Source organism: Pontibacter sp. YIM B11418, from assembly GCF_059278805.1.
In genome coordinates this window covers 217,059-231,692 of record NZ_JCAEMH010000002.1, presented here as the reverse complement: position 1 = coordinate 231,692, position 14,634 = coordinate 217,059, and the positions used below count along the sequence as shown (strand labels likewise).

General features: G+C 51.0%; 16 protein-coding genes. 5 read left to right on the top strand and 11 right to left on the bottom strand.

What is annotated here, in order from left to right; all coding sequences use genetic code 11:
* Positions 1-6: 6 nt before the first annotated feature.
* The 4 genes from AC4QZR_RS05415 to AC4QZR_RS05400 all read right to left on the bottom strand — a co-directional run bounded on the left by AC4QZR_RS05415 (position 7) and on the right by AC4QZR_RS05400 (position 3,406).
* Positions 7-1,569, bottom strand: coding sequence for a GAF domain-containing protein (locus AC4QZR_RS05415; protein WP_494479981.1), 1,563 nt, complete (start codon positions 1,567-1,569; stop codon positions 7-9).
* A gap of 233 nt (positions 1,570-1,802) precedes the next feature.
* A complete protein-coding gene (locus tag AC4QZR_RS05410; protein WP_494479980.1) occupies positions 1,803-2,549 on the bottom strand; it encodes a carboxypeptidase regulatory-like domain-containing protein in 747 nt (248 codons plus the stop codon).
* Positions 2,536-3,108 (bottom strand): RNA polymerase sigma factor, encoded by a 573-nt coding sequence (locus tag AC4QZR_RS05405; protein ID WP_494479979.1) that lies wholly within the window; start codon positions 3,106-3,108, stop codon positions 2,536-2,538. The genes AC4QZR_RS05410 and AC4QZR_RS05405 overlap by 14 nt, the downstream gene beginning before the upstream one ends.
* A 157-nt stretch (positions 3,109-3,265) precedes the next feature.
* Positions 3,266-3,406 (bottom strand): hypothetical protein, encoded by a 141-nt coding sequence (locus AC4QZR_RS05400; RefSeq protein WP_494479978.1) that lies wholly within the window; start codon positions 3,404-3,406, stop codon positions 3,266-3,268.
* Positions 3,407-3,429: 23 nt separating this feature from the next.
* Here AC4QZR_RS05400 and AC4QZR_RS05395 point away from each other — a divergent pair, with 23 nt between their 5' ends.
* Positions 3,430-4,041 (top strand): hypothetical protein, encoded by a 612-nt coding sequence (locus AC4QZR_RS05395; RefSeq protein ID WP_494479977.1) that lies wholly within the window; start codon positions 3,430-3,432, stop codon positions 4,039-4,041.
* An 80-nt stretch (positions 4,042-4,121) separates the two neighbouring features.
* On the opposite strand, the gene AC4QZR_RS05390 is transcribed toward AC4QZR_RS05395, so the two are convergent.
* Complete coding sequence (locus AC4QZR_RS05390) at positions 4,122-4,625, bottom strand: ExbD/TolR family protein (RefSeq protein WP_494479976.1); 504 nt, start codon at positions 4,623-4,625, stop codon at positions 4,122-4,124.
* Positions 4,626-4,799: 174 nt separating this feature from the next.
* On the opposite strand from AC4QZR_RS05390, the gene AC4QZR_RS05385 reads away from it, so the two are divergent.
* Complete coding sequence (locus tag AC4QZR_RS05385) at positions 4,800-5,822, top strand: alcohol dehydrogenase catalytic domain-containing protein (RefSeq protein ID WP_494480382.1); 1,023 nt, start codon at positions 4,800-4,802, stop codon at positions 5,820-5,822.
* A 109-nt stretch (positions 5,823-5,931) separates the two neighbouring features.
* On the top strand, positions 5,932-6,639 hold the full coding sequence (locus AC4QZR_RS05380) for a hypothetical protein (protein ID WP_494479975.1): 708 nt from the start codon (positions 5,932-5,934) through the stop codon (positions 6,637-6,639).
* Here AC4QZR_RS05380 and AC4QZR_RS05375 read toward each other — a convergent pair.
* The 5 genes from AC4QZR_RS05375 to tatA all read right to left on the bottom strand — a co-directional run bounded on the left by AC4QZR_RS05375 (position 6,636) and on the right by tatA (position 10,092).
* Positions 6,636-7,454, bottom strand: coding sequence for an anti-sigma factor (locus AC4QZR_RS05375; protein ID WP_494479974.1), 819 nt, complete (start codon positions 7,452-7,454; stop codon positions 6,636-6,638). The genes AC4QZR_RS05380 and AC4QZR_RS05375 overlap by 4 nt on opposite strands.
* Positions 7,447-8,004: an RNA polymerase sigma factor gene (locus tag AC4QZR_RS05370; RefSeq protein ID WP_494479973.1), complete on the bottom strand. Its 558-nt coding sequence runs from the start codon at positions 8,002-8,004 to the stop codon at positions 7,447-7,449. The genes AC4QZR_RS05375 and AC4QZR_RS05370 overlap by 8 nt, the downstream gene beginning before the upstream one ends.
* 165 nt (positions 8,005-8,169) lie before the next feature.
* On the bottom strand, positions 8,170-8,970 hold the full coding sequence (locus tag AC4QZR_RS05365; protein WP_494479972.1) for a ferritin-like domain-containing protein: 801 nt from the start codon (positions 8,968-8,970) through the stop codon (positions 8,170-8,172).
* Between the two features lie 8 nt (positions 8,971-8,978).
* Positions 8,979-9,689 (bottom strand): ferritin-like domain-containing protein, encoded by a 711-nt coding sequence (locus AC4QZR_RS05360; RefSeq protein WP_494479971.1) that lies wholly within the window; start codon positions 9,687-9,689, stop codon positions 8,979-8,981.
* A 169-nt stretch (positions 9,690-9,858) separates the two neighbouring features.
* Positions 9,859-10,092 (bottom strand): twin-arginine translocase TatA/TatE family subunit, encoded by a 234-nt coding sequence (tatA, locus tag AC4QZR_RS05355; protein WP_494479970.1) that lies wholly within the window; start codon positions 10,090-10,092, stop codon positions 9,859-9,861.
* Between the two features lie 322 nt (positions 10,093-10,414).
* Between tatA and arsB the strand changes: the two genes are divergently transcribed.
* Positions 10,415-11,458, top strand: a complete 1,044-nt coding sequence (arsB, locus tag AC4QZR_RS05350) for an ACR3 family arsenite efflux transporter (protein ID WP_494479969.1) — start codon at positions 10,415-10,417, stop codon at positions 11,456-11,458.
* 17 nt (positions 11,459-11,475) lie between these two features.
* Here the strand turns inward: arsB and AC4QZR_RS05345 are convergent, their stop codons facing one another.
* On the bottom strand, positions 11,476-13,113 hold the full coding sequence (locus AC4QZR_RS05345) for a mechanosensitive ion channel family protein (protein ID WP_494479968.1): 1,638 nt from the start codon (positions 13,111-13,113) through the stop codon (positions 11,476-11,478).
* Between the two features lie 334 nt (positions 13,114-13,447).
* Between AC4QZR_RS05345 and AC4QZR_RS05340 the strand changes: the two genes are divergently transcribed.
* Positions 13,448-14,572, top strand: a complete 1,125-nt coding sequence (locus AC4QZR_RS05340) for a hypothetical protein (protein ID WP_494479967.1) — start codon at positions 13,448-13,450, stop codon at positions 14,570-14,572.
* Positions 14,573-14,634: the final 62 nt, after the last annotated feature.

Here is a 14,634-nt window from a genome sequence, read left to right as displayed (position 1 = left end):
GTTCTCTTAATACTTCTCGCGGATGATCTTGCTAAGCACGGCACTGCGCAGCGCTTCGGCGGCTTCCAACTCTTCCTGTTTCCAGGGGAGGGAGGTTAGCTGCACCGTTTGCTGGTAGAGGGCAAAAGAGTTGCGCGGATGATAGTTTTTACCGTCCGGTTCCATCCGGATGGCCTGATCAGGATTGCCGCTCCAGTTAACAGTTTGCAGCACTTCACCCCGGAAACACATAATGTATTCTCCCTGGTCTGGGTTAATGGACAGCGCCAGCAAGCCACTGGCCTCGTCTTTGTAGTCTTTGCTGTTTGGATAGGCCTGTGGGAGCGAATTGGTTACGTATGTACTGACAGAGCCGTTGCGGCGCAGCCAGGAAGCAAGCTCTTTTATTTTTTGAACAGGAGGGGTTTTTCCCACTGTCTGCACATTGCCTTCATAGAGCACGGCTGCACCGCTCAGTGACAATAAATCCACCAGGTTTGGCTGACCATGCAGGAGTGCTTCGGCAAAAAAATCCTGGTTGAATAGCTGCTCCAGCATGGTGGCGTGCTGTCCGCGCATGTGCGCCTGCATGATGGCGTGCTGCTCTTTTTCGTAGGCACCCAGCCGAACCGCCGCGATCGTTGAGAGTAGTTCCATGGCAGTGCGCTCCTGGTAGCTAGGGTATTTCGGGGTTTTGTGGTGGCAGGAGATCAGGCCCCACAATTTGCCTTCCATAATAAGCGGAACGGACATGGAGGCCGAAATGCCCATGTTGCCCATGTACTCCAGGTGCACACTGGCTACACTGCGCAGATTGCAATTGGTCAGGTCTGTAAAACGCCGTGTTATGGGGTTGAGAATAGGGTGGAGGCGTACCGGTTCGTAATCGCGCGCAGGTATAAGACGGTAGGGATTTTTGAAGTAAAGATCGCGCGCCTGCTTCGGCACATCGGAGGCCGGAAACCGAAGTCCCAACAAATCACTCATGTCCTCCGTTTTGGCCTGGCCAACCACGGTGCCGTTCCATTGCGGGTCAAAGCGGTAGACGAGCACCCGGTCAAAGCCAGTAAAAACTTTGAACTCATCGGCTACAATCTGCGCAATCGCCTCGGTGCTGTCGGCTTGCTTGATGCGGGATGTGATGTATTTGATCTGCTGGAAAAATGCCAGGAAAGATACATCTTCTTCGCGCTGGGCCGGCTCCATTTCAATCAGTATCTGTTCTGCTTCCGGATGCACAGTAGCTGTAAAGGCTTTGATGCTTTCTCCCGTTCTAAAGGTGAGCGAGAAGGGGATGTCCACCTGGTCCAGTTCAGACTCCTGTTCACGGCTGAGCTTTAACTGCAGGTCTGCCAGTTCTTTTTCGGGCACGAAAGCAGAGAGTGGTTGCTCCAGAATCGTATCGGGCGCAAGGCCAAGCAAGTCAGCACTGTTTTCACTTACCTGTCTGATATGTAGCGATTTGTCAAGAACCAGCAGGAGGCCGTGAGGTTGTATCAGATTAATCTGGTGCAGCGGAATGCTTCCGCAGAAGTCAGAATCGTAGTTTTTTTCGCCACCGTTTAGCAGCGCAGATGTTTTATTTTCCATAGTATGCCAAGACCTCTGCCAGGGGTGGTAGAGGAACATGAATCTAAGCAATCTTGGAGTCTATATTCTTCTGGCAAAGGGCATCAGGGTGTAAATTAAGTGTTTTTACCCTAAAATCTTGATGAAAGTACTGAATTTAGGCGCCTAGGGTTACATCCTAAAGCCGATCATGTGTGATTTTGACGCCAGGAGAAAGCAATAGAACATGCGTTGTTACGCATTTTTTTTTGGAACTACCTCTTGTTTTCCATGCGCAGTTGCAGTGTTTTGTCTGGACTTTCTATACTAAAAGTCTGCGGAACAAAGCCGGGGCTACTGACAAGTAAGGTATGGCTCCCTTCTGTGAGCGAGAGTTCGAAATAGCCCTTGTCTTTGCTCATAGTTTGCCAGGGACTGCCCTGCACCTGAATGGTAGCGTGTGCTATACCTTGTCCGTTTGCATCCAGCACCTGCCCTTGCAGACTAAATTCGGATGGGAGTCTCTGACCGTCGTTTTCAAGGTTGCTTTTACTGACAGGCGGAGCTGGAATTTCAAGCACCAGCGCAGCATCGATCGTGCGTGCCAGCAATTCTTCCGGACTAGGGGGCAGTATTTCGGCCGCATGTATGGCTGCTTTTTCCTGAGCGGATGTGAGTGTGTAAGCGTAAAAGAGGATAAGGCCCAGCGAACTGAACATCATCAGCACACCCACTGCCACACGCCAGTCTGCCAGGCTAAGGATTGTTCTGGGGCGATGTTTGCGACGCAGGCGGGTGCGCACGCGTTGCCAGATGCGGTAGCGGGCCTTGCTTGTCCGGTCCCGGTCAGCAAGCGACATGCCCGTCAGTATATCCTCGCACATCTCGCAGTCGAGCAGGTGCTTCTCGAGTTCGTAATTGGTAGCCGGCGGCAACGAACCTTCCTCGTATTGCCGCAGCAGTTCAGTGGAGGGGTGTTCCTCCAGTCCCCATTCGCTTATTTGTATTTTATCGTTGCGCATGGTTTTTTTCAATGTAAATTTTAAGGTTACGGCGCCCGTTCTGTATGTAACTCTTCACCTGTTTAAGGTCGCAGCCGGTTATCTCTTCTATCTCTCGGTAGCTTTTCTGCTGCAGGTAAAACAGCTCGATGCAGGTGCGTTGCTCGGCAGGGAGGTTTACGAGGCCGTGTTCGAGCGCTTGCCAGTCGAGGTCGGCCTGCTGTGTTTCGCCTTGCTGCAGGGTGTGCTGCTCGCGGGGCAGGGCCTGGGTCACTTTTTCTTTCAGGCGGTTGGTGCGCAGCAGTTGCAGGCAGTGGTTTTTGGTGAGTGAGTGCAGCCAAGATTTAAAGTTGCTCACCTCATGCCGCTTCAGGGCCACGATCAGTTGCTCAAAAACCTGCATGGTGGCATCTTTGCTTTCTTCTTCCTCCCCGAGGTAGCGCAGGCAGATCAGGTATACCATCTCCGTGTGCCGCTCGAAAAGTTTCCCGATCACGTCCAGGTCACCGGTGCGGCGATATTGCCGCACCAGCTCCAGGTCATCAGTGGAACGGGATTTCGAGAAGAACTTTAAAAACATAACGGGTAAAGGCTTAACGTATATTCAATAAAGTAAATATTGTTGAATGCACCATAATTTATTTGAAGGATGTTATTTTTTCCACATCCTCTTTGGCTTAATTAAAATTATTAATGATTACATGTGACTATTTAAGTTTTCTATCCGTACGCTCTAATCATAGTTCTACGTCCTCCCGACTAATCGCCTCACCGGCTATCTTTCCATCACCCACTTTCTTATACTGCTGTACTACTTGCATCTGACAGGCCTGGTCTTGCTTTTGCTTTGTAGGGGAATCGCTGCTTTTCACCATCATTCAAGACCTATTCTCTTAAATCTATGCTCACACCATCTCAACACCAGTTCGAAACATTGGTATCCTTTCTGATATTTGTCACCGCCTTTCTGTTCCTGGGCTGTGACAGTGAAAGTCAGGAAACACCTGAGCCGTTAGCTGCTCAACTTGAAGCTAATGCAGGGCCTAACCGACCTAATTCTGCTCTGCACAACAAAACTCTCGCCGAAATTCGCAGTGCCACAGCCCGCTACCATCGGGTCGAGGAGGCCATGGCAGATGGCTATGTACCCTTTAGTCCCTGCGTAACACATCCGGTACTAGGCGGAATGGGCTATCATTATGTAAATCCTACTTTGTTGGACGGTGTGCTTGACCCTAGCCAACCAGAGGCCTTGCTGTACGAGCCCCAGAAAAACGGCCGCCTGAAACTGGTAGGGGTAGAGTTCATCATCCGGGCCGATGAGTGGGGGCAGGACACTCCACCGATGCTAGGTGATCAGGAATTTGACGTGTACATCAACTCTCCTGCAAATCCACTTCCTTTCGACAATTACCAGCTACATGCCTGGGTATGGAAGCATAACCCTTCCGGTATGCACTTCCCCTTTAACCCAACCGTGAGCTGCGATTATGCCATGGAACCAGCGGAGTAATCGTAATTTCTGTTGAAGCTATACCTGTGAAGTATTTCCTATTAAAGCCCTGCTGCCCCCTGGAGCAGCAGGGCTTTTGCTTACCGGGCGGCCAGTAAAGCCTTGTCTTCTTCACGCAGCTCCACCAGGGCATATTTGCGGGTGTCAGTTATCTTGAGCTCGTCGAGTGCGTCCACCAGGTTTTTGAAACGAGAGCTTTTTGTTGCTTTCACAAGCACCACCATATCTGGATTGCTTTTCACCTGCTCGGCCAACAGTACCTGGCGAAGGCCAGTGGTGGAAAGGTCCGTTTGCTTTACTTCGGGGGCATCGCCCGGATAGCCGAAGAAGTAGTATACCTTATCTGCCTCGTCTAGCACAATGTTCAGGGCATTTTTGCCAGGTATAGGCGTGTCAGGGCCTTGTGCGGTAGGCATGTTGATCTCCATGGTCTGGAGTTTGGCAAAGGTGGTGGTGAGCATGAAGAAAGTCATCAGCAGCGAGGCCAGGTCCACCATAGGCGTCATGTCCAGGTGAAAGCCTTTGCTGCGTGCGCGTTTTCTACTGCCTTTTACCGTGTTCTGTTTTTCCTGTACCTGTGCCATGATGCGGCTCCTTTCCGTTTAGTGATGCTGATGCAAACAGGCCTTCTGCTGCATTTATATAGTAGATGAAGTAAAGCCCCGGATTCCACACGACCTTCCCATTTTTTCTTTAACCATACTGCAGCAGCTGTTTGTCGTAAGCAGGGCTAGTACATCTTTAACTAAACCTTGGCAATGATTGATCGACAGGTATACCGTATGACAAAGGCAGGCTCTATCCGCAACCTGGAGCTGCGAAAGGAATCACTTGAGTCACCTGGCCCGGATGAGGTGTGCGTGCAGGTGCGGGCCATCGGGCTCAACTTTGCTGACATCTTTGCCATGCAGGGTCTGTACAGTGCCACTCCAAGAGGCTCGTTTATACCTGGGTTGGAGTTCGCGGGCGAGATCGTGGCTGTAGGAGAGGAGGCTGGCAACTGGCAGGTCGGGGATCGGGTGATGGGCGCCACCAAGTTCGGTGGTTACGTTACACACATCAACAGCCACCACCGCTATGTGTTGCCGCTACCCGGGAACTGGAGCTTTGAGGAAGGCGCCGGTTTTCTGGTGCAGGGGCTGACGGCCTATTACGCCCTTACCGAACTTAGTAACCTTAAGCCAGGCATGAACGTGCTCATCCATAGCGCGGCCGGTGGGGTGGGGATACTGGCCAACCGCATCTGCCAGAAACTGGGGGCTTATACCATCGGCACAGTCGGCCGGCTTGACAAGGTGGATTTTCTTCGAAAGCATGAGCGCTACGGCGATGTGATTTTGCGGGACAGTGACTTCTATGACAAACTCATGCACAGTCTGCACGGCCGCCCTCTCAACCTGATCATGGAGTGCATCGGCGGACGCATACTTGAGCAGGGCTGGCAGGCGCTGGCGCCGATGGGGCGCATGGTGGTCTACGGCAATGCCTCTTTCAGCAGCCATGGCAGCAAGCCGAATTACCCGCGCCTGTTCTGGAAATACCTGCGCCGCCCCAAGATTGACCCGCTCAGGCTGCCCACCGAAAATAAGTCGCTTATGGGCTTTAACCTGATCTACCTGTACGAGCAGACCGATATGATGCACGAATTACTGCAGGGACTGCAGGCGCTGCAACTGGCACCGCAGCATGTGGGGCATACGTATGCATTCGACGAGATGCACGAGGCCATCCGATTGTTTCAGCAGGGCAGAACAGTGGGTAAAGTGGTGCTGGCTGTATGAGCTCCAAAAATACCCACTTCTGGGTATTGAATACTTGAATATGAATGCATTATATTTGATATATACCTGCATCCTGGGTGAATTCGTTAAACTTTAATGGGGCACTTCTATGAATATTCCTGAAGCCATCAAAACGACACTTCGCTTTCGGCAGGTGCCCATGACCACCCATCAGATCGCTTACTTTATATGCTTCAACCGTTTACTGAAAGCTACTGCCGGTTTCGAGGCTATGGTACAGGCCGTGGAAGAGGCGGTATACCAGAATCCGGGTTACTTCAACATCACCGAGGATCTGGTGCACATGAGCAACTGGCAGAAAGATGAGCAGCGGATAGTGGAGCACGTTTTTTGCACCGTGCAGCAGGCCATCGGTCTGTTCCGGGAACTGGGTCAGTGTAGGGATTGCTGCAACAACCTGGTGCTGGCGCTGGTGCTTTACAAGCGGCTTTCTGATATTGAGCGAAGCCAGCAGCTTGGAGCACCTATCGTACCATACCTGTGGAAGTTCGACCGCGTGACCAGCGACACGATGCTGTCCGAACTCTCTGCCCGGGTATACGAGGTGATGGATTACATTGAGCGTACCGACGAGCGGCTGGCCAATGCTTTCCTGTTCGGCAAGGAAGAACTCAACCTCATGAACGAACCCGGCAAGCTCGGAAAACTGCAGGAGGTCATGCGCCTGCTGGCTACGCTGCAGCTCGACGAAGAGCACGTTCCCACACCTCTTTTCCAGGCTATTTTCAGCCAGCTCTTCCGCAACAACGTCAAGTACACTTCTAAAGGTATAGCAGGAGAGGTAGAACTCCTTTAAGAACCTACTTTTCCCATCACCGTGATCGTTTCCAGCGTTGGAGTTGCGCTGCCTCCAACCGGCTCAACAGTAACGGCAAAAGCCTGTGCCGCAGCGATATTTTTCATTTGCTGTAGATTGGTCTTTTCCTCCGTCAGTTCAATCATACCTGCGTCAATGGGCTGTCCGTCTAATAGCGCCCATAACTGGTATTGTTTTCCACTAGGTGGGGCCGGAAGCAATATGGGATCGATATAAACTGCTGCCTGGCTCGGGTTCCAGTAAACCAGCATGGCTGCCTCCGGATTAGATTCAACCCCTTTCAGTTTCACCAGTTCAAAATCAGGGTTGCGAACGATGGCCAGGGTTTCTTCCTGCTGCTGCAAGCGTAATGAAGTCTGCTTTACTTGCTGGGCCAGCAATTGCTCTGAAGCCATAACACCGGCCAGCCTTTCCTCAGCTTGTTGCCATTTGCTATAGAAGTATAAGCTTAAAATGCCGGAAAGTAGCAGCAAAGTGACACTGGCGGCAAACATCCACTTATAAGTCCCCTGTTTATGAGTGCTGGGTTCCTGGAGACTTTCGATTGGCAGCGGGCGAACATTTGCTACTTCATCCGCCAGTTGGTCCATAATTCTGCTCTTAAGCCCACTTTTTGGGGTCTGGGCATAGAGTCCGGCATAGGCTTCCATAGCAGCGCAGGCCTCATCCAACGCCGAACGGATCTCCGGTGACTGCGCGGCCTGACGCTCAACTTCCTCCCTCTCCGCTTCGCTTAAACCACCCGCTGCGTAGAGTTCGAGGACACCCGATGCTATGTAGTCTTCGTTATGCACGTCCTTTGAATAATCTTGATAAAAGTTTCACAGCACTGCGGGCCCGGGTCTTCACGGTACCGAGCGGAATGTCATAGGAGTCCGCAATTTCACTCTGTGTCAGGCCTTCAAAATACATCAGGTCGATGATCTGCTTTTGCTCAGGGTTCAGTTTATCTACAATTTCCCGCATCCCAATATGCTCTGGTTTGAAGGTATCTGTGTAGTGGAATGTGCGGGAGTCGGCTTCTATTTTTTGTGACAGATTACTTACGCGATACTGCTTTGAGCGGATTGTGTCAATTGCCAGATTTCTGCAAATATTCAACATCCAGGTGAAAAGTCTGCCTTTGGAAGTATCATATTTATCAAAAGATACCCAAATTTTTAAAAATGCCTCCTGTAACACGTCTTCGGCTACATTTTCGATTTTTACAATTTGTAGTATAATGCCGTAGAGGGTGGGGCTATACCTGTCATAGAGCTGTGACATGGCTGAACTGTCACGGGCTCGGAGCCGTGCTACCAGATCTTCTTCTGTGAGGGTTTCTTTGGTTCTTTGATCAGCCAATTATTTAGACATTATACTACACTACAGTGAAGGGTATATATTTGTTTATAAATTTAGAGAGGCATCATGGAAAATGCCCCACAGTGAGAGCGCTGTCTAGGACAGTTCTCTCACTATGAAGCACCTATGGGAAACTTACCAGTGAGTAGTAGCTTTCAGGTAAACTTACTCAAACAGTGAAACTATCTGAGCGACCTGCTCTTTGGTCAGCGGTTCGTCAAAAGCACCGGTAGCGATCTCGGCAGAGTAACCGCTTCCGACCGTTTTCACATCATTGATGCCGCCATGCGCCACATTGTCCTCGCCGGCGTAAACAGCCGCTGCACCTGCAGGCACGTTGCTATTACCGGCAGCGCCCACTATCCAACCGGCATTATTGCGCATGCGTCTGATATGGGCTGCATGACGTGCTTCTACCGAATGTATCTGCAAGGCTGCCGTAAGAACGGCGTCGTTACTGATCAGATTGGCGGCCTGTCCTTTGTAAGCCCGCACGCCAGTATCTTCAAAGGCTTGCGCCAGTGTCAGGAAAGTCTGGTAGTTGGTGTTCCAGTCCGCAAAGTTTTTGCCGAAGTTAAATGTTGGCTCACTGATTGGAGTTCCGTTCAGACTGCGGATGGTAGCGATCAGGATGTCAACGTGCTGCGCCTCGTGCATCTTGATTTTCTGAATGGCAGCTCTGGCGGCTCCGTCTGTGATCAGGCCGTTGGCAGCCAGCCCGCCGGCGTAAAAGTTGCGCTCCAGGTACTCTAGTTTCAACGCGAAGTTGAGTACTTCCAGTACAGTGCCGGAACTCTGTCCATACGCTTTGTTGAACACCGATCCCAGGGCGACAGGTATAGCGGCCAGGGCAGCTGTTTTACCCATGTTCCCGAGGCTTTTGAAAATGCTGCGTCTGGAGTCCAGCTTGTTGTACACTTCAGGGTCGACTTTTTCGATATCTGCTATTATTCTGAATATGTTCATGGCGTGGCTTATTTAGGAAGGTTATTAGCATTGATAGAGGTACTGATGAAAGCGGAAGCCGCGCTGAGCACTTCGGCAGGCATCATGGCAGGATCCAGGCCTTTAGCGTCAGCGGTGTCGGAGAAGGTGCCGTTGGAAATAATATCCCGGATAACGGCGGCGTGCCGGGCCTCCACAGATACGATCTTGCCAGCCAGTGTCAGGAAGCCGGCGTTCTCCAGGAATCTTCCGGCGCCATTATAAGCCGCTACACCCAGATCTTCGAAAGTGCGGGCAGTTGTGAGTATGCTGTTCTTGTCGTTGAAGTTAATGGAGCTGAAGTTCACTTCCAGGTCAGGTATAGCTGCAGATCCTAGCGCTGCTTTGAGGAAATCACGGTGTATGGATTCGTGGCCTTTCAGGTCTTGCATGATCTGCTGCTCAGTTTGGTTGAAGACGCCCATCGAGCGGGCCACCACTTCGGTATAGAAGGCTGCCTCCAGCTGCTCAAGGGCGTAGGCATAGTTCAGGATGCCGGTGTCACCGGAGCCCAGGTCAACCGCCATCGGGTCCATGGGGCCATTGTCATCGTCATCATCGCACGAGGTCATGAAGAGGAGGGTGGAAGCCGCTGCGGTGGCGCTGGCATAACGCAAGAAAGTACGGCGCTGGATAGAAGCCGCCAGGCTGCCCTTCAGGCTCAGGTCTTTCTCTGCCAGCTCATTCTGTAGTTTTTTCATAAGTTTAGTTATTAGGTAAAAAATATTGGGAATTGCTACAGACAAACTGCTTGCCCGCCAGCGATGCCAGACTTACGAACTGGCTGTCTTGTCTGGATTTAGGGGAGTGAAAAAAAGTCAGAAAGAGAAGTCTACTTTCAAAAGCGGACTTCTCTTTTCATTAGGGTTGCTACTCTCGATTTATGTCAACATGTTCGGTCTCGGCCTGTACTGCGGCGGACTGTTCGAAATTATCTTTGATTTCACGTGATGATTCTTTGAACTCCCGGATACCGCGGCCCAGGCCTTTGGCCATTTCAGGAATGCGTTTCGCCCCGAAAAACAAGACAAAAACAAGGATGATCAAAATTACCTCAGGACCTCCCAGGCCCCCGATAAACAATAATATGCCTGTTAACTCCATAGTTTCTTTCAGTTTTAATTGGTGAATGGAGCATACAAACGAATTGCAGGGCTACCCGGATTTAGCTAGCTTATATTTATTTTACCGGGGACTTTTGCATATTTTGGGATATTCAGCCTACCGCCAGGTATAAAGCGGCTAAAACTTCGTTGGACACCATTTGTGGCCAACCGCAGGTGGAAGGGGTTGTAGGAAAACAGATAAACAGGCATTTCTAACTTATAATGTGATCTCCTTAGTCTCAACTATTGCCATCTTTGGTTTAAGTCATAATTATCGTAATATTACGATGCGTATTTCCTATACCTGAACGGACAGCAGCATGGCACAACCAACCCAACAATCCAAAAAGCAGATTGCCTTTTTTGAAAAATACCTCACCATCTGGGTGATCCTCTGTATTGTGGGCGGCACCCTGATCGGTTATGTGGCCGGAGACCAGATGGAGGTGCTCAGCCGGATGGAGTTATACCAGGTGAATATTCCCATTGCCATCCTGATCTGGCTGATGATCTACCCGATGATGTTGCAGATCGACTTCACCAGCCTCAAGCGCATCGGTCGCAAGCCAACTGGTATCGTGCTTACCGTGATTGTGAACTGGCTGATCAAACCTTTCACTATGGCTTTTTTTGCCTGGCTTTTCTTTTCCAACCTATACTCCGCCTTCATCACGCCAGAGCAGGCCGGCGAGTACATAGCAGGTGCCATCATTCTGGGGGCAGCCCCCTGCACGGCCATGGTATTTGTGTGGTCATACCTGAGTGACGGCGACCCGAATTATACTCTCATGCAGGTGTCAATCAACGACCTGATCATCCTGGTGGCCTTCGTGCCGATCGTGGGCCTTTTGTTGGGTATTACGGATGTAACGGTACCCTACGATACGCTGTTTCTGAGCATTGTTATTTATGTGGTGGTACCATTGGTGGCAGGTTTTCTGACGAGCCGTACCCTGATCAGATCGAGGGGTGAGGACTGGTTTACGAGAGAGTTTCTGCCCCGGCTTAAGCCTATGAGTGTGTTCGCTCTGTTGCTCACCCTGATCCTGCTTTTCGCCTTCCAGGGTGTGAACATACTCAGCAATCCGCTCATCATCATCTTCATTGCCATTCCGCTCATACTGCAGACCTACTTCATCTTTTTCCTGACCTGGTACAGTGGTCGTAAGCTCAGGCTGGGGTATGCGGTTTGCGCGCCGGCGGCTATGGTGGGGGCCAGTAATTTTTTTGAGCTGGCTGTAGCGGTGTCCATCGCGCTTTTCGGCCTCGACAGTCCGGCTGCGCTGGTATGCGTGGTGGGCGTGCTGGTAGAAGTACCGATCATGCTCTCGCTGGTGGCCTTCGCGAACAAAAACAAATATTAGACTTTATTAACCCGCTTTCACGGGGAAGTTTCTTTTTTCTCTTCTATACCTGCACCATCATTACTAACGAGCAGTTGCTGAACAGGCAGTGCAAAGCCTTTGCCTTTGCTATTGACCGCATCCATCATCGTAATGAGGAGTCCTTCCTTAATTTCTAAGTGTTCGTTGAAGTCGCTGGTCAGAATGTAGGAAAACACCTCGACTTTCAGGGCATCTGCCGTGATCTCGGTGAGGCGGACGCGGGCGCTTGTTTTTTCTATTTTAGGATGTCCGGAGAGTGTTTCCCGCAGGGAGCGCAACACGGCCTGTATCTGGGGCGGCGTGGTGTCATAGCGCAGTCGCAGGGTAGGGTTGAACAGGAAGCGGTCGCGGTGGGCGAAGTTCTCGATTTTCTGGGAAGAAAAGTCTCCGTTCGGAATAGTGACAATCGTACGCTCTGTGGTGCGCAGCCTGGTGGAGCGCATGCCGATCTGCTCCACTGTGCCGCTCGTGTCGCCTACTTTGCAATAGTCGCCCACCCGGATAGGCTGGTCGGCAATGAGCGTCACGCTTCCTACAAAATTCTCCACCGTTTTCTGAGCACCCAGCGCCAGTGCAATACCGCCTATACCCAGTGCGGCCAAACCTGTGGTCACATCAAAGCCCAGGGTGCTGAGAATGAAAATAACACCGAACACAACCAGGGCGATCTTGGCTCCGCGCTGCAGGAAAAGCACAATGGAGATGCCCCCCATGTTGTGGCGATCCACCAGGCGGCGCTTACTAAAACTCGTGATCACATCCACCAGACGCCAGAGCAGCAGCAACACTGCTATCAGGCCGATGATGATGGTTAGCTCACTGAAGCGCTGCCGCAACACAAACGAAATGCCCAGTCGCTGGCTCAGGTATACCAACAGGACGGCGGCCAGGTAGAGTCGCACCGGCAACGAGAAGGCGCTGATAAAACCATAAGTCGGCTCGTTGCGGGTTTTGCGCCAAATGTAACCTATCAGAAAAATCAATCCTGAAATGATACCCCAGGCGAGGAGATAGGATACAATGCCGATCAGCAGCAAGCCCAGCCAATGGCCTGCCGGTGCGCCTTCCCAGCGGTTTTCTTCCAGAAAGTCGGGCAACGTTTTCTCAACTACGGTTTCGGCGGGAACTTCTTCCTGCAGGGGCACCTTGCTTAATGTTTCGGCTGCTATCAGCCAGATGGGGCCGCCCGCTGGTCCCTCCGTTTTTTCGAGGAGGATGTCAACGTTGCTCTCATCCACGGTAGCCGTACCAATGCGTTCCAGGTTTTGGGGTAGGTTGTCTTCCAGGTCGCCCTCTGGTAGATTGCTGATCCAGGAGCGGGGAAGGGTTTTGCTACGCTGATCCAGCATACGTTGCAGCGCCTGTGCCATGGCGGCGCCGTCCTGTATCGTGTCGCCGGGGCTTACCAGGTTCAGGTAGAAAGCAGCCCTTGTATAATCTCCGTCGGCCACTGCTTTGATGAAACCCGAGACGGTGCCCCGCGGCGTGCGTCTGCCCAGAGAGTCTTCGGGCCACTCCGGTGCAACAACCGCTGCCGTGTCCTGTTCCGTCACTTCCTGCGCGCTCGTCACAGTGGGCAGGGCACAAAGCAGTAAGACTGCTAGCCAGAACAGGTATGGAGTTTTACTTTTCATTATAGAGTTAAGAAGACTTATTGGTACAGGGGACATGGTGCGTGGCGTGTTGGAGCTATTTAAAACTGTCTGGCATACGGCGTCTGGCAGTCAAAATTCTGTTACATCCTGCAATAACGGCTGCGCTTGTTCCGGGTTTTACAGAATACGCGCCCAGCACTTGATTATACCTTGGAACTAAATCTGATTAAATAATATTAAAGGCTATAAAATTTGGTTTAGGTACAAGAACAACTATCTTTAATACTGCTATATTGTGTTTTATCACTTCATTATCAAAAAGCGACTATTTTATAAATTTACATAATCAAAATCCTACTTAATTACGCGTAGTATGAACAAAAGAACTTCTACTCTACTTTGCCTGGGCCTTGCTTTTATCACTTTTTCCTGTGAAAAGGAAGTGGACGAGATGGGACTGGCTACCGGCAACACCCTGCAGTCCACTGCTGTTAAAAACCAGAGCGCCTCGGAGCTTGTACCCCTGAATTCAATGGACGGCCTGGTGCCGATACATGAAAATCTGCGCAGCGCTTTGATGGGCAATGTGGTGGAGCCTTCTGAGTGCGGTCCTACTGCTTTAATAGATGTTCAAAACCGTTATTTCAGGGTCCTGGGCAATGATCTGGTAGGTGTATTTGGAACGCAGGCACAAACGATCTATAGTACGTACCTTACCTTGGGGCAATATGCTGCCATCTTCGACGCTTCTACTCAGTACTTTGGCGCCAATGGTGAGTACACCGACCTGATGAACAAGCGCAAGCGGGAACTGGAGAAATTCTGGGACATGCCAAACCAGATCCGGTTGAACGGGCAGCACACCGCTACCCTGAACGACAGGGAAAGACTGGCCGATGTGTATGTGATCGCCAACGGTATAACGAAAGAACAAGCCTACCCAATTGCTGATCAGTTACTGTACTTTAACACCTTCTCAAACCAATTACCAGAATCGCCATTCTTCGCTGCTGATGGTTTTGCCACTACTTTTCGCAACCTGATCGTGATTGGCGATGGCCTGGTGCAAATGATTTCTGAAACAGGAGTAGAGCAGGACATTGTCTGGACAGGTATACTAGCACATGAGTGGGCGCACCAGGTTCAGTTCAAGAACAACAATGCCTGGTATCCGGCGGGCACTTTCGCCAGTCAGCCTGAGGCTACGCGTTACAAAGAACTGGAAGCCGATTTCCTGGCTGCCTACTACATGACACACAAGCGAGGCGCTACTTATAACAGCAAACGAGTGGCCAAGTTCTACGAACTATTCTTCGAAATTGGAGACTGTGGTTTTGAAAGCGATGGTCATCACGGCACACCGATCCAGCGAAAGGCGGCAGCTGAACTGGGTTTCCGGTTAGCTGCTGACGCCCAGAAGCAGGGCCATATCCTGACTGCGGAGCAGGCCCATGCTTATTTCGTAGCGAACTTCAATGGCTTGTTAGTGCAAAACTAGCCGGCCAGTCTTTTCATACTAAAACAGGTATAGCCGTTCGTGCTATACCTGTTTTTTGTTTT

Bases quoted from the DNA above. Each gene is read 5' to 3' on its own strand.
- AC4QZR_RS05415 (WP_494479981.1), bottom strand. From the start codon at position 1,569: ATGGAAAATAAAACATCTGCGCTGCTAAACGGTGGCGAAAAAAACTAC.
- AC4QZR_RS05410 (WP_494479980.1), bottom strand. From the start codon at position 2,549: ATGCGCAACGATAAAATACAAATAAGCGAATGGGGACTGGAGGAACAC.
- AC4QZR_RS05405 (WP_494479979.1), bottom strand. From the start codon at position 3,108: ATGTTTTTAAAGTTCTTCTCGAAATCCCGTTCCACTGATGACCTGGAG.
- AC4QZR_RS05400 (WP_494479978.1), bottom strand. From the start codon at position 3,406: ATGATGGTGAAAAGCAGCGATTCCCCTACAAAGCAAAAGCAAGACCAG.
- AC4QZR_RS05395 (WP_494479977.1), top strand. From the start codon at position 3,430: ATGCTCACACCATCTCAACACCAGTTCGAAACATTGGTATCCTTTCTG.
- AC4QZR_RS05390 (WP_494479976.1), bottom strand. From the start codon at position 4,625: ATGGCACAGGTACAGGAAAAACAGAACACGGTAAAAGGCAGTAGAAAA.
- AC4QZR_RS05385 (WP_494480382.1), top strand. From the start codon at position 4,800: ATGATTGATCGACAGGTATACCGTATGACAAAGGCAGGCTCTATCCGC.
- AC4QZR_RS05380 (WP_494479975.1), top strand. From the start codon at position 5,932: ATGAATATTCCTGAAGCCATCAAAACGACACTTCGCTTTCGGCAGGTG.
- AC4QZR_RS05365 (WP_494479972.1), bottom strand. From the start codon at position 8,970: ATGAACATATTCAGAATAATAGCAGATATCGAAAAAGTCGACCCTGAA.
- AC4QZR_RS05360 (WP_494479971.1), bottom strand. From the start codon at position 9,689: ATGAAAAAACTACAGAATGAGCTGGCAGAGAAAGACCTGAGCCTGAAG.
- tatA (WP_494479970.1), bottom strand. From the start codon at position 10,092: ATGGAGTTAACAGGCATATTATTGTTTATCGGGGGCCTGGGAGGTCCT.
- arsB (WP_494479969.1), top strand. From the start codon at position 10,415: ATGGCACAACCAACCCAACAATCCAAAAAGCAGATTGCCTTTTTTGAA.
- AC4QZR_RS05345 (WP_494479968.1), bottom strand. From the start codon at position 13,113: ATGAAAAGTAAAACTCCATACCTGTTCTGGCTAGCAGTCTTACTGCTT.
- AC4QZR_RS05340 (WP_494479967.1), top strand. From the start codon at position 13,448: ATGAACAAAAGAACTTCTACTCTACTTTGCCTGGGCCTTGCTTTTATC.